Origin of the sequence: Ottowia sp., from assembly GCF_047601385.1 — a bacterium.
In the GTDB taxonomy this organism is placed as follows: Bacteria; Pseudomonadota; Gammaproteobacteria; order Burkholderiales; family Burkholderiaceae_C; genus Ottowia.
This window is the reverse complement of sequence record NZ_JASGJP010000001.1, coordinates 1906201-1930184: the sequence shown is the minus strand read 5'-3', so window position 1 is coordinate 1930184 and position 23984 is coordinate 1906201. Positions and strand designations below refer to the sequence as shown.

General features: G+C 70.8%; 18 protein-coding genes and 1 pseudogene. 10 read left to right on the top strand and 9 right to left on the bottom strand.

The features are described 5' to 3' along the window. Positions 1-4: 4 nt before the first annotated feature. Positions 5-634, bottom strand: a complete 630-nt coding sequence (locus tag QM772_RS09365; RefSeq protein ID WP_415135753.1) for a chalcone isomerase family protein — start codon at positions 632-634, stop codon at positions 5-7. Positions 635-834: 200 nt separating this feature from the next. Beyond that, positions 835-1692, bottom strand: a complete 858-nt coding sequence (locus QM772_RS09360; RefSeq protein ID WP_415135751.1) for a transglutaminase-like domain-containing protein — start codon at positions 1690-1692, stop codon at positions 835-837. A gap of 771 nt (positions 1693-2463) precedes the next feature. Here QM772_RS09360 and trpE point away from each other — a divergent pair. From trpE to QM772_RS09330, 6 genes are all read left to right on the top strand, one after another. Beyond that, a complete protein-coding gene (gene trpE / locus QM772_RS09355; protein WP_415135749.1) occupies positions 2464-3963 on the top strand; it encodes an anthranilate synthase component I in 1500 nt (499 codons plus the stop codon). Positions 3964-4099: 136 nt separating this feature from the next. Further along, entirely contained in the window at positions 4100-4237 is a 138-nt protein-coding gene (locus QM772_RS09350; RefSeq protein ID WP_415135747.1) for a hypothetical protein, read from the top strand. Next, positions 4222-4926 (top strand): metal ABC transporter ATP-binding protein, encoded by a 705-nt coding sequence (locus QM772_RS09345; RefSeq protein ID WP_415135745.1) that lies wholly within the window; start codon positions 4222-4224, stop codon positions 4924-4926. The genes QM772_RS09350 and QM772_RS09345 overlap by 16 nt, the downstream gene beginning before the upstream one ends. Positions 4927-4964: 38 nt before the next feature. Further along, positions 4965-5777: a metal ABC transporter permease gene (locus QM772_RS09340; RefSeq protein WP_415139533.1), complete on the top strand. Its 813-nt coding sequence runs from the start codon at positions 4965-4967 to the stop codon at positions 5775-5777. Positions 5778-5815: 38 nt separating this feature from the next. Beyond that, on the top strand, positions 5816-7009 hold the full coding sequence (locus QM772_RS09335) for a DUF1624 domain-containing protein (RefSeq protein ID WP_415135743.1): 1194 nt from the start codon (positions 5816-5818) through the stop codon (positions 7007-7009). Next, positions 6991-8343, top strand: coding sequence for an OprD family outer membrane porin (locus QM772_RS09330; RefSeq protein WP_415135741.1), 1353 nt, complete (start codon positions 6991-6993; stop codon positions 8341-8343). The genes QM772_RS09335 and QM772_RS09330 overlap by 19 nt, the downstream gene beginning before the upstream one ends. Before the next feature lie 145 nt (positions 8344-8488). Here QM772_RS09330 and QM772_RS09325 read toward each other — a convergent pair. After that, a pseudogene (locus tag QM772_RS09325) lies at positions 8489-9031 on the bottom strand (TonB-dependent receptor domain-containing protein); the annotation flags it as partial. Positions 9032-9295: 264 nt separating this feature from the next. Here QM772_RS09325 and QM772_RS09320 point away from each other — a divergent pair. Together QM772_RS09320 and QM772_RS09315 are read left to right on the top strand one after the other, a co-directional pair. Next, on the top strand, positions 9296-10657 hold the full coding sequence (locus QM772_RS09320) for an aspartate aminotransferase family protein (RefSeq protein ID WP_415135739.1): 1362 nt from the start codon (positions 9296-9298) through the stop codon (positions 10655-10657). 69 nt (positions 10658-10726) lie between these two features. After that, the gene (locus tag QM772_RS09315) at positions 10727-12244 is read left to right on the top strand and encodes a CoA-acylating methylmalonate-semialdehyde dehydrogenase (RefSeq protein ID WP_415135737.1); all 1518 of its coding nucleotides are present in this window, start codon (positions 10727-10729) and stop codon (positions 12242-12244) included. 86 nt (positions 12245-12330) lie between these two features. On the opposite strand, the gene QM772_RS09310 is transcribed toward QM772_RS09315, so the two are convergent. Genes QM772_RS09310 through QM772_RS09285 form a run of 6 tightly spaced genes read right to left on the bottom strand, consistent with a single transcriptional unit; the run spans position 12331 to position 18421 of the window. Further along, the gene (locus QM772_RS09310; protein ID WP_415135735.1) at positions 12331-13194 is read right to left on the bottom strand and encodes an ABC transporter permease; all 864 of its coding nucleotides are present in this window, start codon (positions 13192-13194) and stop codon (positions 12331-12333) included. A 1-nt stretch (position 13195) separates the two neighbouring features. Next, positions 13196-14155 (bottom strand): ABC transporter permease, encoded by a 960-nt coding sequence (locus QM772_RS09305; RefSeq protein WP_415135733.1) that lies wholly within the window; start codon positions 14153-14155, stop codon positions 13196-13198. Between the two features lie 19 nt (positions 14156-14174). Next, complete coding sequence (locus QM772_RS09300; protein ID WP_415135731.1) at positions 14175-15743, bottom strand: ABC transporter substrate-binding protein; 1569 nt, start codon at positions 15741-15743, stop codon at positions 14175-14177. Positions 15744-15799: 56 nt separating this feature from the next. After that, positions 15800-16780: an ABC transporter ATP-binding protein gene (locus QM772_RS09295; protein ID WP_415135729.1), complete on the bottom strand. Its 981-nt coding sequence runs from the start codon at positions 16778-16780 to the stop codon at positions 15800-15802. A gap of 13 nt (positions 16781-16793) precedes the next feature. Beyond that, entirely contained in the window at positions 16794-17822 is a 1029-nt protein-coding gene (locus tag QM772_RS09290; protein ID WP_415135727.1) for an ABC transporter ATP-binding protein, read from the bottom strand. Continuing rightward, on the bottom strand, positions 17819-18421 hold the full coding sequence (locus QM772_RS09285; protein ID WP_415135725.1) for a TetR/AcrR family transcriptional regulator: 603 nt from the start codon (positions 18419-18421) through the stop codon (positions 17819-17821). Before QM772_RS09285 ends, QM772_RS09290 begins: the two co-directional genes overlap by 4 nt. Before the next feature lie 358 nt (positions 18422-18779). Between QM772_RS09285 and QM772_RS09280 the strand changes: the two genes are divergently transcribed. Together QM772_RS09280 and QM772_RS09275 are read left to right on the top strand one after the other, a co-directional pair. Further along, on the top strand, positions 18780-22022 hold the full coding sequence (locus QM772_RS09280) for a carboxyl transferase domain-containing protein (RefSeq protein WP_415135723.1): 3243 nt from the start codon (positions 18780-18782) through the stop codon (positions 22020-22022). Between the two features lie 36 nt (positions 22023-22058). Next, the gene (locus tag QM772_RS09275) at positions 22059-23786 is read left to right on the top strand and encodes a class I adenylate-forming enzyme family protein (RefSeq protein ID WP_415135721.1); all 1728 of its coding nucleotides are present in this window, start codon (positions 22059-22061) and stop codon (positions 23784-23786) included. Positions 23787-23984: the final 198 nt, after the last annotated feature.

Below are 23984 nucleotides of genomic sequence, written 5' to 3'. Positions count from 1 at the left end.
AGGCTCAGGCCGCCGCGTTGGGCGACTTGCCCAGGAGCTGGTCCTTCAGCGTCCAGTCGGCCGGCTTGGCGCCCAGCCAGATCGAGAGGAACGCGCGGTAGAAGGCGGGCTCGGGGATCGGCGCCCCGGTCGACTGCCCGCGCACCGTCACCACCGTGCCGGTGCCCGGCACCCAGTCGCTGATGATGGTGTCGCCCTCGTGCAGGCGCCGGTACTCCGAGAACACCTGGCTCACGCGCAGGATGCTCGGCACCAGCTGCGCCGAGACACCCTTGGGCATGTTCTCCTGCAGCCCGCGCACGAAGAGCTTGCCGATGTCGTCGGCGTCGATGTCGCGCAGCAGCACCATGTGCATTCGCTTGGCCTGGGGGGCGGCCAGCACGTCCTCGGCGCTGCTGCTTTTCTGCGTCAGGTAGAGGCCGGCGGCATACACCTTGAACACCGTCTTGTAGCGGATGCCGGCGCCGTTCAGCACCAGGGCATGCGGCCCGAGCTTGATCTGCTCGGCGAAATCCACGCCGCCCGCCGTGGCGGCCCGGGCCGTGCGCGGCAGCAGCGGGGTGCCGGCCAGGCCGGCCAGGGCCGCGAAGGCGAGGGCGCGGCGGCGGCGATCGATCGCTGGGGAACGGGTCATGTGGAATCTCCGGAATGTGGAAAAACGGCCTGCCCGCAAAAATAGGACGACCGTTCGTTTGGAGCGCCGGAGTGTCCGCCCCGGGGACACTCCCTGTCCATGGGGTTTTTCACATTCGGACGCGACCCGCCTCGTTGCGGCTTTGCAGGCTGGCGAAAGCGTGGAGCAATGCGCAGTCCCGTGCGGCCAAGCGCTGTTGACTAGGCCGCCAGGCGGGCCAGTCGATCGGGGGCGGCGACGGGCGCCGGCAACTCCTCGGTCACCACCTCGAAGCTCTTCAGCTGGTGCCAGCCGAACACCATGGTGATCGGCACGTCGGCGGCGTCACGGCCGCGCGCCATCACCACGCGGCCGATGCGCGGCACGTTGTGGCGGGCGTCGAAGGTGCGCCAGCCGCCGTCGAGCCAGGCTTCGAACCAGGCCGAAAAATCCATCGGGTCGGGCAGCGGCGCGATGCCGATGTCGCCCAGGTAGCCCGTGGCGTAGCGCGCCGGGATGTTCATGCACCGGCACAGCGTGACGGCCAGGTGGGCGAAGTCGCGGCACACGCCCACGCCCTCGCGCCAGCCTTCCAGCGCGGTGCGGTTGGCGCGCGCCTGCTGGTAGTCGAATCGCAGGTGGCCGTGCACGTAGTCGCAGATGGCCTGCACGCGCGCCCAGCCTTCGGGGACGTTGCCGAAGCGCCCCCAGGCGAAGGCCATCAGCGCGCTGTCCACTTCGCAGTAGCGGCTGGGCAGCAGGAAGCGGAACAGATCGGGTGACAGCTCGTGCAGCGCGTGCTGGCGAGCGCCGGGCCGCACCGGGTCGGGCTGGCCGCTGTCGGCCACCAGCGCGTGGCTGCGCAGGCGCAGGCTGGCGACGCCGGCCGGCACGTCGATGCGGGTGATGGTGTTGTCGAAGTCGTCCCGGTAGGTCCGAGCCGGCAGCGGCGGGTCGGCGGTGAACGCCTCCGGCGCCTGCAGGTCGTGCGCGCGCGACGGGTGCACGTGCAGCGCGCCGAGCAGGGTGGTGGGGCTGTTCAGCGCCAGTTCGATGTCGTAGCCGATGCGGATCAGCATGGGAGTTTCCTTGTCAGCGGGGGCGGGCCGGGTGGGCGGATGGGCCGCCGTCGGGGTGAAGCCCGATTGCACCTTGCCGGCGCCCGCGCGCGTGCCGGACAAATGCCATGCCGGATGTGGGCGGAGGGCGCATCTGCCGCGCTTCCCCGCGGGCGCCGGCCTGCCGTGCCTCGCACGAGGTGGACGGCGGGGCGCATCGGCTTCGCGGCTGGCCGCCGCCCCGAACTCACGCCCTCGTCGCCGAGCCGGGACTCAAGAGCTTGGCACCGTGAGACGCGCCCTGACGCCCGCAGCCGGATCAGCGAGGTTTCCAGTCAAAAGTATCTGAAACGCAGGCGGGCCGCGCGCGAGCAGCTATCAAAATATCAGCCGCCCCAGGCTTCCAGGCGCGCGCACGCGCCTTCCGGCTGCGCTGGGCGCCCTTCGCGCAGGACGGCTGCCAGCCGCTCTTGCGCCGCCGCCAGCTTGGCGAGCTGGGCGCGGAGCGATGCGAGGCGCCGCTCGACGATCTCCCGGCATGGGTCCTGTGGAAGCGGCGCGCCCCCGGGCGCATTTCATTTGCTACACTGCCGCGCATGTTCGCTCCGCACAACGTCGCTTCGCCGCTGGGTGCCACCGCCCAGGGGGCATGGCCCTGGCGCAAGCCAGCGCGCTGACTTGTGACCGCGCCCGCAAGGGGCGCCCAGCGTGGCGGCCAGCGCCGCCGCCGCACCCGCATAAGACGAACCACGGGGCGCTTTTTCAATCGCCAGCCCCGTCCGAGTGCACACCATGATCACCGAACTGGAATTCAAGAGCCTGGCCGGCCAGGGCTACAACCGCATCCCCCTCATGATCGAGGCGTTCGCCGACCTGGAGACGCCGCTGTCGCTCTACCTCAAACTGGCCGGCGGTCCGGGTGGCGGGCGCTACAGCTTCCTGCTGGAGTCCGTCATCGGCGGCGAGCGCTTCGGGCGCTACAGCTTCATCGGCCTGCCGGCGCGCACCATCGTGCGGGCCAGCGGCTTCGGCGACGCGGCGCGCACCGAGGTAGTGACCGACGGCCAGGTGGTGGAGACGTACGCCGGCAACCCGCTGGACGTGGTCGATGCCTACCGCCAGCGCTTCAAGGTGGCGCTGCGGCCCGGCCTGCCGCGCTTCTGCGGCGGGCTGGCGGGCTACTTCGGCTACGACGCGGTGCGCCACATCGAGAAGAAGCTGGAAGCCACCTGCCCGCCCGACACCCTGGGCACGCCCGACATCCTGCTGATGCACTGCGAGGAGCTGGCGGTCATCGACAACCTCTCGGGCAAGCTCTACCTCATCGTCTACGCCGACCCGGCGCAGCCCGAGGCCTACGCGCGCGCCAAGAAGCGCCTGAAGACGCTGCGCGAGCAGCTGCGCTATTCGGTCAGCGCGCCGCAGGTCAAGCCCAGCACCAACTACCCGGCCGAGCGCAGCTTCGCCAAGGCCGACTACCTGGCCGCCGTCCTGCGCGCCAAGGAACTGATCGCCGCCGGCGACTTCATGCAGGTGCAGGTGGGCCAGCGCATCAGCAAGCGCTATACCGAGTCGCCGCTGTCGCTGTACCGCGCTGTGCGTTCGCTGAACCCGTCGCCGTACATGATCTACTACGACTTCGGCGACTTCCACGTGGTCAGCGCCAGCCCCGAGATCCTGGTGCGGCAGGAGACCACGCCCGAGGGCCAGAAGGTCACCATCCGCCCGCTGGCCGGCACGCGCCCGCGCGGCGCCACGCCCGAGGCCGACAAGGCGACCGAAGTGGAGCTGGTGAACGACCCCAAGGAGCGCGCCGAGCACGTGATGCTGATCGACCTGGCGCGCAACGACATCGGCCGCATCGCCAAGACCGGCAGCGTGAAGGTGACCGAGGCCTTCGCCGTGGAGCGCTACAGCCACGTGATGCACATCGTCAGCAACGTCGAGGGCATCCTGAAGGACGGCGTGACCGGCATGGACGTGCTCAAGGCCACCTTCCCCGCCGGCACGCTGACCGGCGCGCCCAAGGTGCACGCGATGGAGCTGATCGACCAGCTGGAGCCCGTCAAGCGCGGCATCTACGGCGGCGCCTGCGGCTACATCAGCTACGCCGGCGACATGGATCTGGCCATCGCCATCCGCACCGCCATCGTCAAGGACCAGATGCTGCACGTGCAGGCGGCCGCCGGCGTGGTGGCCGACAGCGTGCCCGAGATGGAATGGCGCGAGACCGAGCACAAGGCGCGCGCCCTGCTGCGCGCCAGCGAGCTGGTGGAGGATGGGCTGGAGTGAGCGCGCCGGCTGCCCGGAATTTTGAGTGAAAAGTGGCTCCAGTGCCCGTGCAGCAATCGCTGGAAGCTATGGATAACGTAGCATCGATGGTGCCGCCGGCCGCCATCAATAATGACCATCCATTATCATTCTATGGATGAGTTCGCCCCACCCTGAAGAGCCCGCGAGAAGCACCGGCGCCAGCCTGATGCGGATGTCCGCCACCACGCGTTGCGTCCTGGCGGGCGGCGCCTCGGCCATGCTCTGGGGGGTGGTGCTGTGGGCGCTGCGGTGAACGGCCTCGTTTTGCACGGGGTCAGCCTGGGCTACCGGGGGCGCGACGTGGTGACGGGCGTCACCGGCCGCTTCCCGCCCGGCAGTTTGGTGGCCGTCGTGGGGCCCAACGGCGCCGGCAAGACGACCCTGCTCAAAGGTCTGCTGGGCCTGCTGCCGCTGCGCCGGGGCCGCATCGAGTGCGCGCCCCCGCGCGCGTCGCTGGCCTACCTGGCGCAGGCCAGCGAAGTGGACCGCGGCTTCCCCGTGACGGTGGAGGACTTCGTGGCGATGGGGCTGTGGCAGCAGGTCGGCGGCCTGCGGGCGGTGTCGCCGCAGGGGGGTGAGCGCGTGCGGCGCGCCATCGCCGACGTGGGCCTGCAAGGCCGCGAGGGCGCGTGGATCGGCGAGCTCTCCGGCGGCCAGTTCCAGCGCGTGCGCTTCGCGCGGCTGCTGGTGCAGGACGCGCCGATCGTGCTGCTCGACGAGCCGTTCGCCGGCATCGACGCGCCCACGCAGGCCGACCTGCTGCGCCTGGTCGCCGGCTGGCACGCGCAGGGCCGGACCGTGATCGCGGTGTTGCACGACCTAGCCCTGGTGCGCGCGCATTTCCCGCAGACCCTGGCGCTGGACGGCCGCGTGCTGGCCTGGGGCGACACGGCGCAGGCGCTGGCGGCGCTCACCGGCGCCACGGAAGCGGTGGCGGCTTGATCGGCGAGCTCTGGTCGCCCTTCGCGGACTACGGCTTCATGCGGCGCGCGCTGGCCGGCTGCGTGGCGCTCAGCGTCGGGGCGGCGCCGCTGGGCACCATCCTGCTGCTGCGGCGCATGAGCCTGGTGGGCGACGCGATGGCGCACGCCATCCTGCCTGGCGCGGCGCTGGGCTACCTGCTGTTCGGGCTCTCGCTGCCGGCCATGGCGGTGGGCGGCCTGCTCGCGGGCCTGCTGGTCGCCGCGCTGGCCGGGCTGGTCACGCGCTGGACGGCGCTGCGCGAGGACGCCAGCTTCGCGGCCTTCTACCTGATCTCGCTCGCGCTGGGCGTGCTGCTGATCTCGCTGCGCGGCTCCAGCGTCGATCTGCTGCACGTGCTGTTCGGCTCCGTGCTGGCGCTGGACGACACGGCGCTGCTGCTGGGCGCGGGCATCGCCACGGTGTCGGTGTTCGCGCTGGCGCTGGTCTACCGCCCGCTCGCGGTGGAGTGCTACGACCCCGGCTTCTTGCGCCTCATGGGGCGGCAGGGTGCGCTGGCGCACGGCGTGTTCATGCTGCTGCTGGTGCTCAACCTGGTGGGCGGGTTCCACGCGCTCGGCACGCTGATGGCGGTGGCCTTCGTGGTGCTGCCCGCCGCCGCGGCGCGCTTCTGGGCCAAGGGCCTGGGGCCGCAGATGGCGCTGGCCGCGGCGGTGGCGCTGGCGGGCAGCGTGGCGGGGCTGGTGGCGTCTTTCCACCGGGGCATCGCGCCTTCGGCGGCCATCACCTTGTCGCTGGGCGTGCTGTACGCGCTGTCGCTGGCGCTGGGCCGGCACGGCAGCCTGCTGGCGCATGCGCGCCACGGTGCGTGATACGATTCGATAATAAATTATCAATATCGTCTATCGCCATGACAGCACTCGCCAGCACGGCCGGCCTCGGCGCCCCGGCCGCCGCTTCCGCCGCCACCCGCCTGGGCGCCATCGACGCGCTGCGCGGGCTGGTGATCGTGTTCATGCTGCTCGACCACGTGCGCGAGACCTTCTACCTGCACCACCAGGTGCCGGACCCGATGGTGGTGGCCGAGACGCCGCCCGATCTCTTCTTCAGCCGCCTGCTGGCGCACCTGTGCGCGCCGGTGTTCGTCTTCCTGACGGGCCTGTCCGCCTTCCTCTACGGCAGCCGCCACGACGGCGACGGGCGCGCGGCCGCGTCGGCCTTCCTGTTCAAGCGCGGGCTGTTCCTGGTGGTGCTGGAGGTCACGGTCATCAACTTCGCCTGGACTTTCCAGTTCCCGCCAGCCAAGGTGTTCCTGCAGGTGATCTGGGTGATCGGCCTGTCGATGATCGCGCTGGCGGCGCTGCTGTGGCTGCCGCGCCGCGCGCTGATCGCCGTGGGCGTGGTGCTGGTGGCGGGCCACAACCTGCTCGACGGCCTGCATTTCCCCGCCGGCCACGCCCTGCACGTGCCCTGGGCGGTGCTGCACGACCGCGGCTGGATCGAGGTGTCCGAATCGCTGCGCCTGCGCACCTCGTACCCGCTGCTGCCGTGGATCGGCGTGATCGCGCTGGGCTACGCCGCCGGGCCATGGTTCTCGCCAGGCGTGGGCGCGGCGCAGCGCCAGCGCCGGCTGCTGGGCTGGGGCCTGGGTCTGATCGCCGGCTTCATCGTGCTGCGGGCGTTGAACTTCTATGGCGACAAGCCCTGGGCCCCCGGCGACACGGCGCTGCAGACGCTGATGGGCTTCCTCAACATCACCAAGTACCCGCCCTCGCTGCTGTTCGTCGCGCTGACGCTGGGCATCGGCCTGCTGCTGCTGCGCGCGTTCGACCGCCGGCCCGGCGCGGCCTGGCTGCGGCCGCTGGCGGTGTTCGGCGCGGCGCCCATGTTCTTCTACGTGCTGCACCTGTACGTGCTGAAGTTCCTCTACCTGGGCGCCGAGGCGGTCTGGGGCCACAACCACGGCGAGTACTTCGGCTTCGACGGCATGGGCGGCGTGTGGCTGTGCATGCTGGCGCTGGCGGTGGCGCTGTACCCGGCGGTCAAGGCCTTCGCGGCCTTCAAGGCGCGGCGCAAGGATCTGGCATGGCTCAAGTACCTGTGAAACCTCTGCAAAGCGCGGCGCTGCTGCCGCTGGTGCTGGCGTGCGGCGGCGCCTGGGGGGCCGATGCCGAGGGCGGCGGCCTGGTGGAGGACACGCGCTGGAGCCTGCTGAACCGCAGCGTGTTCGAGCGGCGCGACTACACCCATGGCAGCCGCAGCAACGGCGGGCGCAACGCCGCGCTGCCGCGCGCCCAGCGCAGCGACTACGCGCAGGAATGGGGCTATGGGCTGATGGGCACCGTCACCTCCGGCTTCACGCGCGGGCCGGTGGGTTTCGGCGCCGATGCGTTCCTCTATGCGGCGCAGAACCTCGACGGCGACGACTACCGCGTCGGCAAGATCCGCATGCTGCCGGTGGATGCCGAGGGCTACGCGCAGAGTGGGCTCGTGCGCGGCGGCATCGCGCTGAAGGCGCGCGTGGGCGCCACCGTGCTGCACGTGGGCGAGCAGCGCATGAAGAGCCCCATCTTCAGCTCGTCCGACAGCCGGCTGCTGCCTGAATCGATGCGCGGCTGGCAGGTCACCAGCCGCGACATCCCCGGCGTGACGCTGCACGCCGGCCGCTTCACCGGCTCCACCGACCGCAACGCGCGCGCCACCAACGGCCCGCTCATCGTCAACTACCTCGACCCGCGCACGCCGCGCGGCGATGCGTTCGAGTTCGCCGGCGCAAGCTGGCAGGCGCGGCCGGAGCTGTCGCTCTCCGCCTACCTCGGCCGCCTGAAGGACACCTGGGCCACGCAGTACCTCGGCGCCAGCTACACGCAGCCGCTGCAGGGCAAGGACAGCGTGGGTCTGGAACTGCACGTCTACCGCAGCCGCGACACCGGCCGTGCGCTGGCCGGCGCCATCGACACCACCACCGCCAGCCTCATGGGCACCTGGCGCACCGGCCCGCACAGGCTGGGGCTGGGCTGGCAGAAGGTGCATGGCGACACGCCGTTCGACTATGTGACGCGCGGCGCCATCTGGCTGGGCAACGCGGCGCAGTTGTCGGACTTCAACGGGCCGCACGAACAGTCGTGGCAGTTGCGTTACGAGATCGACGGCGCCGCCTGGGGCATGAATGGCCTGAACCTGGGCGCCGCCTACATCCGCGGCACGGGCATCGACGGCAGCCGCATGCCGCCGGGCAGCGGCTATGCCTGGTTGGGCTATGGCCAGGGCGGGCGCCACTGGGAGCGCGACCTGTGGCTGCGCTACACCGTGCAGGGCGGCGCCGCCAAGGGCCTGTCGGTGCTGCTGCGCTACGGCCTGCACCGCGCCAATGCCGCGCAGGCCGAGCTGAACGCGCGGCAGATCCGGCTGGCGGTCGAGTATCCGCTGGGCGGGTAGCGCGGCGGAGCATCAAAAACCATAGCTGCCAGCGCTTGCCCCATAAGCGCTGGCGGCCAATTTCTTCAATAACCCGCGGCTTGGGCAGCGCCGAGGCCAGCCCCGCGATGCCGGCGCTGGCGGCGCTGGTATCGCGTACATGCCGCGTATCGGCGTAGGTGTAGCCGGCGCCGATCTGCCAGCGCGGTGTCGCGGCGCCCTGGATCTCCAGATCGACGCCTTTGGTGCGCACCAGCCCGGAGGCCTCGGAGCATGCCGTCGCGGGGTAGGTGGGGCAGGCGCTCTGGCCGTCGAGCTGGCGCGCGCGGTTGGTCTGGTCCACCTGGAAGTAGGCCACGCTGGCATTGAGCGCGCCGCCGAAGTGTTCGCCCTTGACGCCCACCTCGCAGTTCTCGTTGCGGTAGACGTTTTTCTCGCCCCGGATCTCCTGATGGAACACGTTGCTCGTGTCGCGGGATGACGTGCGATAGGTGGCGGCGCCCAGCAGATCGGCGTCGCGCCAGGATTGCAGCGTGGCCAGCCGCAGCCTCCAGTCGAGGCCCAGCCGGAGTTCGAGCGTGGCGAAAGCGGTGGTCGCGCGGTTCCTGGCGTATGCCCAGTCGTTGCCCACGAAGGTGGGGCGCGGCAGGCTCAGGTGCTGGCCGGTGCCCCGAGATCGGCATGCCGCACCAGAAATGATGGGTGTCATCCGTCTGCCGGTGCGCACCCGCCGTCAGCAAGGTTCGCTCGCCCAGGTCGGCGATCAGCCCGCAGTCGTCCCGGCGATCGGGTGGACAGAACGAGATCAATTCTGGATTCCAATTGCGGGGGCGCGCTCCCAGGCGCCTCGATCGCTTGCGCATTCCGGCAAGTGAGCATGAACAGCCGATACTTTTCGAGAAAGACGCCGCCGGCCAGAATGCGGGCTTTCCATCTCCCCTTTACATTCCGATTTCCGCCCGAGGAGTCCGCCATGTCCTTTACCGTCACCAACGATGCCACCACCCGCGCCGCGCCGCGCCAGGACGCCGCCTGGCTCGACGCGCACTGGATGCCCTTCACCGCCAACCGCCAGTTCAAGCGCGACCCGCGCCTGATCGTGGCCGCGCAGGGCGCCTACTACACCGACGCCGACGGCCGCCAGGTGTTCGACGGCCTCTCCGGCCTGTGGTGCGCGGGCCTGGGCCACGGCCGCCGCGAGATCGCCGAGGCCGTGGGCCGCCAGGCCGCGCAGCTCGACTACGCGCCCGCCTTCCAGTTCGGCCACCCGCTGTCGTTCGAGCTGGCCAACGCCATCAAGCAGCGCACGCCGGCCGGGCTGGACCACGTGTTCTTCACCGCCAGCGGCTCCGAGGCCGCCGACACGGCGCTGAAGATGGCGCGCGCCTACTGGCGCCTGAAGGGCCAGGCCGGCAAGCAGCTGCTGGTGGGGCGCGAGAAGGGCTACCACGGCGTCAACTTCGGCGGCATCTCGGTCGGCGGCATGGTGGCCAACCGCAAGCTCTACGGCCCCGGCGTGGCGGCCGACCACCTGCCGCACACGCAGCCGCCGGCCGGCACCTTCGCCAAGGGCCAGCCGGCCGAGGGCGGCGTGCTGCTCGCCGACCGGCTGCTGGACCTGATCGCGCTGCACGACGCCAGCAACATCGCCGCCGTCATCGTGGAGCCCTTCAGCGGCTCGGCCGGCGTGGTGATTCCGCCCGTGGGCTACCTGCAGCGCCTGCGCGAGATCTGCACCCAGCACGACATCCTGCTGATCTTCGACGAGGTGATCACCGGCTTCGGCCGCTGCGGCGCCATGACCGGCGCGGACGCCTTCGGCGTCGTGCCCGACATCATGACCTTCGCCAAGCAGGTGACCAACGGCGTGCAGCCGCTGGGCGGCGTGGTGGCCGGCAAGGACATCTACGCCACCTTCATGGCCGCCGGCGGGCCGGACTACATGCTGGAGTTCGCGCACGGCTACACCTACTCTGCCCACCCCGTGGCCTGCGCCGCCAGCCTGGCCGCGCTGGACCTGCTGGACCAGGAGGACGGCCCCGGCCGCGTGAAGGCCCTCAGCCCCCACTTCGAGGCCGCCGTGCACAGCCTGAAGGGCGCCCGGCACGTGCTCGACATCCGCAACTATGGCCTCGCGGCCGGCCTCACCATCGCGCCGCTGCCGGGCGAGCCGGCCCGGCGCCCGTACGAGATCGCCATGGCGTGCTGGAAGAAGGGCTTCTACGTGCGCTACGGCGGCGACACCATCCAGCTCGCGCCGCCCTTCGTCAGCGAGAAGGCCGAGATCGACCGGCTGGTGAACGCGCTGGGCGACGCGCTGGCGGAAGCGGCCTGAAACTCCTGATTCAATAGCTGCCGGCGCTTGCTGCACGGGCGTTGTCGGCCAATTTAACTCATAAACACCATGCACAAAGACCAATCCGTCACCCAGACCATCGGCCACCTCATCGACGGCCGGCTCGTCGCCGACACGGCGCGCACCCAGCCCGTGTTCAACCCCGCCACCGGCCAGGTCAGCGCGCACGTGGCGCTGGCGGGCAAAGCCACCGTGGAGGCCGCCATCGCCTCCGCCGCCAAGGCCTACCCCGCCTGGCGCGACACGCCGCCGCTCAAGCGCGCGCGGGTCATGAGCAAACTGAAGGTGCTGCTGGAAGAGAACGCCGACAAGATCGCCGCCCTCATCACCGCCGAGCACGGCAAGGTGCTGGCCGACGCGCACGGCGAGCTGCAACGCGGCATCGAGAACGTGGAATACGCCAGCTACGCGCCCGAGCTGCTCAAGGGCGAGCACTCACGCAACGCCGGCCCCGGCATCGACTCGTGGAGCGAGTTCCAGGCGCTGGGCGTCACCGCCGGCATCACGCCGTTCAACTTCCCGGCCATGGTGCCGCTGTGGATGTGGCCCATGGCCGTGGCCTGCGGCAACACCTTCGTGCTCAAGCCCTCGGAGCGCGATCCGTCGTCGGCCCTGTTCATCGCGCAACTGGCGCTGGAAGCCGGCCTGCCGCCCGGCGTGCTGAACGTGGTCAACGGCGACAAGGAAGCCGTGGACACGCTGCTGACCGACCCGCGCGTGGCGGCCGTCAGCTTCGTCGGCTCCACGCCCATCGCCGAGTACATCTATGCGGAAGGCTGCCGTCAGGCCAAGCGCGTGCAGGCGCTGGGCGGCGCCAAGAACCACGCCATCGTGATGCCCGACGCCGACGTCGGCAACGCCGTCAGCGCCATGATGGGCGCCGCCTACGGCTCTTGCGGCGAGCGCTGCATGGCCGTGCCGCTGATCGTCTGCGTGGGCGACGAGGTGGCCGAGCAGATGATCGCCGGCCTGAAGACCGAGATCGCCAGGATGAAGGTCGGCCCCGGCACCGACAACGGCAACGACATGGGCCCGCTGGTGACCCAGCCGCACTTCGAGAAGGTCAAGGGCTACGTCGATGCCGGCGTGGCCGAAGGCGCCAAGCTGCTAGTGGACGGCCGCGGCCTGAAGGTGCCCGGCCACGAGGACGGCTGGTTCCTGGGCCCCTGCCTGTTCGACCACGTGAAGCCGGGCATGAAGATCTACCAGGAGGAGATCTTCGGCCCCGTGCTCGGCATCGTGCGCGTGAAGACGCTGCAAGAGGGCATGGACCTCATCAACGCCCACGAGTACGGCAACGGCACCTGCATCTTCACCCGCGACGGCGAGGCGGCGCGCTACTTTACCGACCACATCCTGGTCGGCATGGTGGGCGTGAACGTGCCGCTGCCCGTGCCGGTGGCGTACCACTCGTTCGGCGGCTGGAAGCGCAGCCTGTTCGGCGACCTGCACGCCTACGGCCCGGACGCCGTGCGCTTCTATACCAAGCGCAAGACCATCACGCAGCGCTGGCCGTCGGCGGGCGTGCGCGAAGGGGCGGTGTTCAGCTTTCCGAGCAGCCGCTGAGCGGCCCGGAGGGCCTGCGCCCTCGCCGGCGAGGAGTGCGCGCCATATGTCGTCCGGCGGTGCGCCCGCGATCCGACGAGCCGCTCTCAGAGCCTCTTGTTGGTCGGATCCAGTTCCCGGCGCAGCGACTCGCCCACGCTGTTGAAGGCCAGCGCCGTCAGCAGGATGGCGACGCCCGGAGCGTACATCTGCTCGGGCGCGATCTCCATGCTCTGGTAGGCGCGCGCCAGCATGGCGCCCCAGCTCGGGTTGGGCGGCTGGATGCCCAGGCCCAGGAAGCTCAGGCTGGCCTCGGCCAGCAGCGCGCCGGCCAGCAGGATGGTGACCTGCACCAGCACCGGCTGGATGGCGTTGGGCAGGATGTGCCGCCAGAGGATGTGGCCGCTGGAGGCGCCGAAGCACTGGGCGGCGTCCACGTACAGCTGCTGGCGCACCACCAGCGTGCGGGCACGCGCCAGCCGCGCCAGCTGGGGCGCGAAGACGATGCCCACGGCGACCATCGCGTTGGTCAGGCCGATGCCCAGCGCGCCCGTCACGGCGATGGCCAGCACGATCGCGGGGAAGGACAGCAGGGTGTCGATGACGCGGCCGAAGACCTCGTCCACCCAGCCGCCCATGAAGCCGGCCAGGATGCCCACCGGCACGCCCAGGCACAGGGCGATGCCCACGGCCAGGAAGCTGGCGTAGATCGCCACGCGCGCGCCGTACAGCAGGCGGCTGAACACGTCGCGGCCCAGGTCGTCGGTGCCCAGCCAGTGCGCGGCGGAAGGCGACGCCAGCGTGTTCGACAGGTTCTGCTCGGACGGCACGTGCGGGCTGATCCACGGCGCGAGCAGCGCCACCAGCACCAGCAGCACCAGGAAGGCCAGGCTCACGGCGGCGCGGCGGTCGCGCCGCAGCCAGTCGGCCACGGCGCCCAGGCCGCGCGGGGAGGCGTCTGTGGCACCCATGTCAACGCACCCTCGGGTCGATCCAGCCGTACAGCATGTCGGCGCTCAGGTTGATCAGCAGCACGATCAGCACCATGACCAGGATCACGCCCTGCACCACGGGGAAGTCGCGCTGCAGCGCGGCATTGATGATCAGGCTGCCCATGCCGGAGATGGCGAAGACGGCCTCGATCACCACGGTGGCCGCGAGCATCCGGTTGGCCAGCAGGGTGACCACCGTCAGCAGGTCGATGCCGACGTTGCGCAGCCCGTGCTTCCACAGGATCACCATCGGCGACAGGCCCTTGGCGCGCAGCGTGCACACCTGCTGCGACGACAGCAGCTCGATCAGCGTGCCGCGCAGCTGGCGCGAGATCTCCGCGACGCCCGCGGCGGCCAGCGCCAGCGCGGGCAGGGCCGCGTGGTGGATGGCGCCCAGCGGGTCTTCCAGCAGGGGCACCGAGCCCGTCACCGGGAACCAGGGGTTGGCCATCGCCAGCGCGGCGATCAGCAGCATCGCGAGCCAGAAGTTGGGAATGGCGATGCCCAGCGAGCCGAGCGTCATGACGGCGCTGTCGATCCAGCCGCCGCGGCGGCTGGCCGCCAGCACGCCCAGCGGCGCGCCGATGGCGACCGACAGCAGCACGGCCATCGTCACGATCAGCAGCGTGGGCGGCAGGCAGCGGGCGATGGAGACCAGCACCGCCTCGCCGGTGAGCAGCGAGCGCGACAGGTCGCCCTGCACCACGCGCCAGAGCCAGTCCAGGTACTGCACGAGGAAGGGCTTGTCCAGGCCGTAGAGCTGGCGGATCTCGGCGATGCGCGCGTCGGTGGCGTTGTCGCCCGCGAGCGTGACGGCGATGTCCCCGGGCACGAGCTTGAGCAGGCCGAATGCCAGGAAGGTCGCCAGCAGGATCACGGGCAGGGCCTGCACCAGCCGCCGGCCCAGCAGGCCGAAGGCGCCTGCCATCGGTGTGGACAAGGTGTCTCCTTGCCGGGCGTCAGGCCGGCGCGATGTCGATGAACTTCGGCTTGCCCAGCAGGTCCGGCTTGTAGCCCTTGATCTTCGGGCCGGCCGCGTCGACCTCGAACTGGAAGGCCAGCGGCACGCTGTAGGCCTGTTCCATCACCAGGCGCTGGAGCTTGGCGAAGATCTGGCGCCGCTCCTCGAGGGCGGTCTTCTGCCGGCTCTCGGCCAGCAGGGCGTTGATCTGGGGCGTGGTGTCGGCGCGGCCGGCGTTGTAGTAGGCGTCCTTGGCGTACATCAGCGCGTAGGTCATGCTCGGGTCGGGGCGGCCGGTCCAGGCCGACAGCGCCGCGTCGAACTTCTTCTCGTTGCCGAAGAACTGGCCCGAGACCTCGGGCACCGTGCCCACCGTGAACTTGCAGCGGATGCCGACCTTGCCCAGCTGCTCCATGACGATCTCGTTGCGGCGCAGGCTGTCCTGGTCGTTCCAGCCGCACACGGTGATCTCGACGCTGCTGCCCAGGCCCGCCTCGGCCACCAGCTTGCGCGCGCGCTCGGGGTCGTAGCCGTACATCGAGGCCACGCCCTTGTCGTGCGCCCAGTGGCTGCTCGGCAGCTGCATGCCGGCGACCTCGCCCAGGCCGCCCATGCCCGCGTTGATGAAGGCCTGGCGGTCGATGGCGAAGTTCATGGCCTGCCGGATCTTCTGGTTCGACAGCGGGCCGCGCGACCAGTTCAGGTAGAGCTGGTAGACGAACAGGGTGGGGGCCGTGATCAGCGTCAGGTTCTTGGCGCGCTCGATCAGCGGCTTGTAGCGCGCCGACAGGGCGTAGGCGAAGTCGTTCTGGCCCGCTGTCACCGTGCGCAGCGCGGTGGCCTGGTCGGTGATGATGGAGAACTCGATGCCGTCCATGTGCGGCAGCCCGGCGCGCCAGTACTTCTCGTGGCGCGCCACCACCAGCTTCTGGTTGTCGGCCCAGCTGACGAACTTCCAGGGGCCAGTGCCCACGGGCTTGCGGTCGGAGTCGTTGCCCAGCTCCTTCACGGCCTTCGGCGAGATCATCATCCCGGCGCGGTCGGACAGCACGGCGGGAATGGTGACGTCCGCGGCCTTGAGCTTGACGGTGACCTGCAGCGGGCCGGTGACGCCGACCGACTCGACGGCGACCAGGTCGGCCTTGACGTTGGAGCGCGCGTCCTGGCGGTTGCGGTCGAGGTTGAACTTGACGGCCTCGGCGTCGCAGGGCGTGCCGTCGTGGAAGCTGATGCCGGGCTTGATGTCGAGCACCAGCGTCTTCGGATCGCTGAAGCGGAACTCGGCCATGCCGGGGCGCGTGCGCAGGGTGTCGTAGTCCCAGTCCACCAGCGTGTCGTAGAGCGTCCAGAGGAAGGAGTGGTCGGTGCCGGCGCCGCCGGTGGCGGGGTCGAGGCTGGAGGGGTTGGTCGGGGCCGCGATGCGCAGCACCTTGCCGGCGCCTGCCGCACCCTGGGCCCAGGCCGGCGCGGTGGCGCCCATCGCCAGGCCGCCCATCCAGGCCAGGGCCTGCCGGCGCGGCAGCGAGGGCAGCGATGGATGCAAGGACGGTGTTTCGAAGGTGCTCATGGCGAGGGTCTCCTGGGTTCTGACGATGGAAGGACGTGAAGGAAAGCGGGAAAGCGCTAGGCAAGGGGGTGGTGGCAGGCCACCCAGTGCCCCGGCCGGCGCTCTTCCCAGGCCGGGCGCTGCGCGGCGCAGCGCTCGGTGGCATGCAGGCAGCGCGTGCGGAAGGCGCAGCCCGAGGGCGGATCGACCGGGCTCGGGATCTCGCCCTTGAGTTCGATCTGCGCCTGCCGGCGCATCGACAGCGGCAGCGCAATGGGCTCGGCCGACAGCAGGGCCTGGGTGTAGGGGTGCAGGGGCTGCTCGGCCAGCGTGTCCGCCGGGCCGAGCTCCATCAGGCAGCCCAGGTACATCACCGCGATGCGGTCGCTGACGTGCGACACCACGGACAGGTCGTGGGTGATGAAGACGTAGGTCAGGCCGTACTCGCGCTGCAGGTCGGCGAACAGGTTGAGCACCTCGCCGCGGATGGAGACGTCGAGCGCCGCCACCACCTCGTCGCACACGATCAGGCGCGGCTTGAGCGTGAGCGTGCGCGCGATGATGACGCGCTGCTTCTGCCCGCCCGAGAGCTGGTGCGGGTAGCGCTGCGCGAACTCCGGCGGCAGGCCCACGCGCGCCATCGCCTGCAGCGCCGCCTCGCGGTTCGACGTGCGGTCGCCCTGCCTGCCGATCTCCAGCGGCTCCATCACCGAATCGATGATGCGCATGCGCGGATTGAGCGCGGCGTTCGGGTCCTGGAACATGATCTGGAAGTCGCGCCGGTGCTCGCGCAGGGCGCGCCGGCTCAGCGTGGCCGGGTCGGTGCCGCCTTGCAGCAACTGGCCGCCGTTGGGCGCGATCAGTCCGACCAGGGTGCGCCCCAGGGTGGTCTTGCCCGAGCCCGATTCGCCGATCACGCCGAAGGTCTCGCCGCGGTGCACGTCGAAGCTCACGCCATTGACCGCCTTGAGCGTCTTGCGCTGGCGGCGCAGCGGGAACTCGACCCGCAGGTCGCGCACCTGCAGCACGGGCTCGGCGTCTGGCTGGGAGGCTGGCATGAATGCGATGGACTCAGTCATGGGTCGTCACGCCCGGCAGTTGCAGCTCGGGCGTGCGGATGCAGCGCACCCGATGGCCGCTTGGGCCCAGGTCCTGCAGCGGCTGCGGGCCCTGGCAGCGGTCGGCCGCGTGGGCGCAGCGCGGGCTGAAGCGGCAGCCCTCGGGCATGCGGCCCGGCGCGGGCACGCGGCCCGGGATGAATGCGAGCGGCTCGCGCCGCGGGCTGAAGCGGGGCAGCGAGCGCAGCAGGCCCGAGGTGTAGGGGTGGCGCGGGCGCAGCAGCACCTCGTCCACGGGCGCGTCCTCGACCACCTCGCCGGCGTACATGGTGACCATGCGGGTGCAGATCTCGGCCACCACGCCCAGGTCGTGGGTGATGAAGAGCATGGCCGTGCCGGTGCGCTCGCTCAGCTCGCGCAGCAGCCGCAGGATCTGCGCCTGCACGGTCACGTCCAGTGCGGTGGTGGGCTCGTCGGCGATCAGCAGCTTGGGCTCGCAGATCAGCGCCATCGCGATCATCACACGCTGGCGCATGCCGCCGGACAACTGGTGCGGGTACTCGTTGTAGCGCTGCTGCGGCAGCGGGATGCCCACCTGATCGAGCACCTTCAGCGCGCGTTCGCGCGCTTCCCGGGCGCGGGCCGGAAAGTGGACGCGCCAGGCCTCGGCGATCTGCTCGCCGACGGTGAAGACCGGGTCGAGCGCGCTCATGGGCTCCTGGAAGATCATCGCCACGTCGCGCCCGCGCACGGCGCGCATCTGCCGCTCGCTCAGGCGCATCAGGTCGGTGCCTTCCAGCAGCACCTGCCCCTGGACCCGGGCCACGTCGGCGGGCAGCAGGCGCATCAGCGACAGGCCGGTGACGCTCTTGCCGCAGCCGCTTTCGCCGACCAGCCCCAGGCGCTCGCCCGGCATGACAGAGAAGGAGACGTCGCGCGTGATGCCGAGCACGCCCTGGCGCGTCTGGAACGAGACCTGCAGGTGGCGCACGTCGAGCAGCGGCGTAGCGGACGAGGCATCGGGCAAGGCGGTTTCCCTCATCGCTGAGCTCTTCTGCGGCGGCGCAGGCCGATCACGCGGCACGAGGCCTCCGTCAGTTTCTTGATCATGGCCTCCGGCGGGAGGCGGCCATCGGGCCGGTACCAATAGAAGAGGAAGCCCGTCAGGCTGCAGGCGGCCAGCGCGGTGACCTTGGTGTCCTCGAAGTCCAGCATGCCGTCGGCCCGTCCCTCTTCCAGCAGGGCGCACAGCTTGGCGTAGAAGGCATTGGCGACCCGCTTCTGCGCGGCCATGTATTCGGGCCGGTAGACCTGCGGCTCGCGGTAGGCGAAGAAGGTCGAGGGGTTGTGCTCTAGCGCGAGGCGCACCAGCCGCTCGAGCCCCTCGACCACCTTGATGTGGGCGGGGCGCGTGTCGTCAGGTGCGAAGTCCATGGCCGAAAAGCAGGCCACGGTCGGCTTCCAGGACAGGGTCTCGAAGATTTCCAGCTTGCTGTTGAAGTAGTGGTAGACGAAGGGCTTGGTGACACCCAGCGCGTCCACGATCTGCTCCATCGTGGTGTGGGCGTAGCCCTGTTTCGCGAACAACTGCTCGGCGGCCTTGAGGATGCGCTCGCGCTTGTCCTCGCGAGCCTTGTCCACCTCGGCAGACGATCTCGGCGCCGCGCGAACCGCGCGCGCCGCAGGGGCGGCCGTGCGGCGCGACGGTGGTTTCGCGGGTGTGTTGCGTGGCTTCATCGACTCACACGTATCTCTGCTGACAAGTATGTACCGATCGGTATATAGTGGCAAGAGAGCTTGATGGACAAGGGGTTGGGGCAAACCCTTGGAATGACTCCATGGAGACAACGAACGAGAAGCGTCACGCAGTGGTACTTGATCGCGCCAAGGAGCTGGATTGCCCCGAACCTGAACCGCGCCCGAGCCGGGAGCGGCATCCGCGATCTCTCGCGGATACATGCCCCACACGTCAACGAACCTACAAGTCAGAGGAGCTCCCTTGTTCCAGAAGATCCTGATCGCCAACCGCGGCGAAATCGCCATCCGGCTGATCCGCGCCATCCGTGAACTGGGCGCGCGGGCGGTGGCGATTCACCCCGCCGACGATCGCGATGCCTTGCATGTACACCGCGCCGATGAAGCTGTGCAGTTGTCCGGCGAAGGCGTGGCGGCCTACCTGGACGCGGCGGCCATCGTCGAAGCGGCGCTGCGCACCGGCTGCTCGGCCATCCACCCGGGCTATGGCTTCCTGAGCGAGAACGCCGACTTCGTGCAGCGCTGCATCGATGCCGGCCTGGTGTTCGTCGGGCCCCTGCCGCACACGCTGCGCATGCTGGGCGACAAGGCGCAGGCGCGCGCCTTCGCGGTGGAACAGGGCGTGCCGGTCATGCCCGGCACCACCGGCGCGACCACGCTGCCGGCAGCGCAGGCATTCGCCGCCGAGCACGGCGCGATCATGGTCAAGGCCCTGGCCGGCGGCGGCGGGCGCGGCATGCGTGCCGTGGCCGATCCGCGCGAACTGCCCGAGGCCTTCGAGCGCTGCCGCTCGGAGGCGCGCGCGGCCTTCGGCAGCGACGCGCTGTACGTCGAGCGGCTGGCCCTGCGGCCCCGGCACATCGAGATCCAGGTCGTCGGCGACGGCAGCGCCGTGCAGCACCTGGGCGAGCGCGACTGCAGCGTGCAGCGCCGCCACCAGAAGCTGATCGAGGTGGCGCCCAGCCCCGCGCTGTCGGACGGCCTGCGCGGCCGCATCCTGGCGGCGACGCTGCGCATGGCTCGCGCGCTGGACTACCGCAGCCTGGGCACCTTCGAGTTCCTGGTCGATGGCGACGCTTTCTTCTTCATGGAGGCCAACCCGCGGCTGCAGGTGGAGCACACCATCACCGAGGCCGTCACGGGCGTGGACCTGGTGGCGGCGCAGCTGCGCATCGCGGCCGGGGCCTCGCTGGCAGAGGTGGGTCTGGCGCAGCCGCCGGCCGCGCGGGGCTTCGCGATCCAGGCGCGCATCAACCTCGAGTCGCTGGAGGCCGACGGCACGCCGCGCCCCAGCGCCGGGACGATCCGCAGCTTCGCGCTGCCTTCCGGCCCCGGCGTGCGCGTGGACACCTACGGCTACGCCGGCTACCGGGTCAGCCCGCGCTACGACTCGCTGGTGGCCAAGGTGATCGGGCAGGGCGACAGCTTCGCCGCCGCCGCGCAGCGCACCGCCGCGGCGCTGGCCGAGTTCGACATCGGCGGCGTCGCCACCAACCTGGACCTGACGCACGCCATCCTGAGCGAGGCCGATTTCGTGGCGGGCCGCTTCGACACGGGCTACATCGCCACGCACCTGGGTGCGCTGCTGGCGCACCGGCGCCCCGGCGCGGCCAGCCCGGCCACGGCGGCCGCCGCCGACGACGGACAGGCGCGCGCCACGCTGCCCGAGGGCGCCTGCGGCGTCTTCGCGCCGATGAGCGGCGTGGTGGTCAGCCTGGCCGTGGCCGTGGGCGACACGGTGGCTGCGGGCGCCACCGTCGCGGTGCTGGAAGCCATGAAGATGGAGCACCTGATCCGCGCGCCGCAGGCGCTGCGCATCGAGGCGCTCGGCGCGCGGGTCGGCGACATCCTGGCGCAGGGCGAGCTGCTGGTGCACGGCACGCCGCTGCAGGGCGACGAGGCCGCACTGGACACTGCCGACCGGTTGCCGGAGGACGAGGATTGGTCTGCCGAGGTCGCCGAGATCGCGCGCCGCCGCGCCATGGCCTGCGCGATGGGCGGCCCCGACAAGGTGGCGCGCCAGCACCGCGAGGGCAAGCTGACGGCGCGCGAGCGCATCGAGGCCTTCGCCGACGCCGGCAGCTTCCAGGAGATCGGCGCGCTCACCGGCTTCGCCCACCGCGACGCGCGGGGCCATGCCATCGAGGTGCTGCCGGCCAACTTCGTCGCCGGCACGGCGCGCGTGGACGGCCGCAAGGTGGTGCTGGGGGTGGACGACTTCACCCGGCGCGGCGGCTCCGGCGACGCGGCCATCCATGCCAAGCAGATCTTCCTGGAGGAATACGCGCGCGACATGCGCCTGCCCATCGTGCGCCTGCTCGACGGGCAGAGCGGCGGCGGCAGCGTCAAGATGGCGCGCGACGCCGGCTTCACCTACATCCCGGTCAACCCGGGCTGGGACGCGGTGGTGCAGAACATGTCGCTGGTGCCGGTCGCGGCGGCGGCGCTGGGCCCCACCGTGGGGCTGGGCGCGGCGCGCTTCGTGATGTCGCACCTGGCCGTGCTGGTGGAAGGGCTGGGGCAGCTGTTCACCGCCGGGCCGCCGGTGGTCTTCGGCGGCACCGGCGAGACGCTGAGCAAGGAGGAACTGGGCGGCGCCGGCGTGCACCGCAGCAACGGCTCGGCCGAGCGCATCGTGCCCGACGAGGCCGCCGCGCTGGCCGTGATCCGCGACTTCCTGGGCTACCTGCCGGGCAGTGTCTTCGAGCTGCCGCCCGTGCGCCCATGCGCCGATCCCGCCGCGCGGCGCGAGGAAGCGCTGCTGGGTGCCGTCCCGCGCAACAAGCGCCGGCCCTACGCGCTGGCGCCGATCCTGGACGCGATCTTCGATGCCGGCTCGGTCTTCCCTTACGCCGAGTACGGCGACAGCACCTTCACGGCGCTGGCGCGGCTCGACGGCCATCCGGTGGGCGTGGTCGCCTCCGACCCGATGAAGGGGGCCGCCATGTCGGTGCAGGGGGCGCAGGCCATCGGCCGCCTGGTCGATCTGTGCGAGACCTTCCACCTGCCGCTGGTCAGCCTGAGCGACCAGGCCGGGGTCAGCATCGGCGCGGCGGCCGAGCGGCAGGCCACCATCCGCGCTGGCGCGCGCGCGATCGCGGCCGTGTACCAGGCGCGCGTGCCGCAGGCCGAGATCATCCTGCGGCGCGTCTACGGCGTGGGCGGCGCGGGCATCGTGAACCGGCACCGCGCCAACCGCGGCTGGGCCTGGCCTTCGGGCGACTGGGGTTCGCTGCCCGCGCGCGGCGGCATCGAGGCGGCCTTCCGTGCCGAGATCGAGGCCAGCGAGGACCGCGCGGCCACCATCGCGCGCCTGGGCGACGAGCTGGAGGCGCTGGGCTCGCCCTTCCGCACGGCCGAGCACTTCGGCGTGCAGGACCTGATCGACCCGCGCGACAGCCGGGCCCTGCTGTGCGACTGGGTGCGCGACGCCTACCGCCTGCTGCCCGAGCTGATCGGCCCCCCCGCCTTCGGCCTTCGGCCCTGAGTCGTGCCATTTTGATTTGACAAGGAGACAAGCGACATGAACGAAGCAGAACTGACCGCCATGCTGCGCGCCGACGGTGAGCTCGCCGTCGAGCGGCTCGACCACTGGGCGCGCGTGGCGGGCGAGCGCACCTTCTTCCACTACGGCGAGGACGACCTGACGCTGAGCTACGCCGAGTTCGGCGCGCGCAGCGATGCGATCGCGGGCAACCTGGCGGCGCTGGGCATCGCCAAGGGCGACCATGTGAGCGTGTTCAGCCTCAACCCGCTGCTGTGCGCGCTGGCCATGTTCGGCATCTGGAAGGCCGGCGCCGTGTACTGCCCGGTCAACTTCGGCTACACCGGCCGCCTGCTGTCCTACCAGTTAAATGACACCGCGCCCAGCCTGGTCATCACCGATCCGGCGCTGCTGGAGGCGCTCAACGGCGTGGCGGCCGACCTGGCGCAACAGCCCCTGGTGTGCGTCTACCAAGCGCCCGCCGGTGCGCACGACCACGGCAGCGGGCCGGCCGCCGCGGTGGACGGGCGCTTAAAGGGCGAGGTCCCCTGGGCCGACCTGACCCGCCCCGCCGCGCGGCCCGACGTGCAGGTGGCCTTCGACGATCCGGCCAACATCATCTACACCTCGGGCACCACGGGCCCGTCCAAGGGGGTGGTGCAACCCCATCGCTGGATGGCCCAGTACACCTTCTGGGGCCGCAAGTTCCTCTGCCAGGAAGACGTGATCTACAACGACCTGCCCATGTACCACGTGGGCGGCGCGGTCTTCAACGTGGTGCGCGCGGCCATGGTGGGCTGCGAGGTGGCGGTGTGGAACCGCTTCAGCCCCGGCGCCTTCTGGGACCGCATCCACGCGCGCGGCGCCACCACCGCCGTGCTGCTCGACGTCATGATCCCCTGGCTCACCAAGGCGCCCGAGAGCCCGCGCGACCGCTTCAACAGCCTGAACAAGGTGCACATGCAGCCGCTGCCCGAGAGTCACGCCGCCGTCGCCCGGCGCTTCGGCCTGGACTTCGTCACCGCGGGCTTCGGCCAGACCGAGTCGGGCGGGCCGCTGTGCATCTTCATGGCGCAGACCAGGCAGGGGGAGGGCACGCCGCCCGAGCTGTACAAGGGCTACTCGCACGAGGAGGTGCTGGGCATCGTCGAGGCCTCCGGCATCCCGGTGGCCACGCCGGAGCAGGCGTCGATCACGCGGGTGATGGGGGTTCCGTCGCCCTTCTTCGAGGCCGCCGTGCTCGACGAGCGCGACCAGGTCTGCGCGCCCGGGCAGGTCGGCCAGCTGGCGCTGCGCCCCAGGCTGCCCGCGCTCATCATGCAGGAATACCTGGGCAAGCCCGAGAAGACCGTCGCCGCCTGGCGCAACCTGTGGTTCCACACCGGGGATGCGGCGGTGCGGCACGCCAACGGCATGTTCGCCTTCGTCGATCGCCTGGGCGACCGCATCCGGGTGCGGGGCGAGAACCTCTCGTCCTTCCAGGTGGAGGACGTGCTGGCGCAGCACCCGGCGGTCGAGCTGGTGACGGTGTTCGCGGTCGCCGCGGCCGAAGGCGACGAGGACGACATCGCCGCCTTCGCCACGCCGGCCGCCAATGCCACGCTGACCGAGCAGGCGCTGCGCGAGTTCGCCGAGCAGAACATGCCCAAGTACATGCGGCCGCGCCACATCCGCATCGTCAGCGAGATCCCGCGCACGGCCACCAACAAGATCGAGAAGTACAAGCTGCGCGCGCAACTGCTGGCGGAGCTGCGATCGAAAGCCTGAGGGCGTGTTGACGATCTGCGGCCAAGCCAGCAAAGGATCAGGCATGAATCGGCCGCTGAAGGCTGCCAGACCAGCGCTGGTAGCTATTGATTGAATAGCGTTCCAGCCCCGGCCCATCCGCGCGGATGTCCGGTTGGCGTCATGGGGCGCGGGCCGGTCCAGAAGGCGGCTTGGGCCAAGTCGCCGGCACCGGCGAAC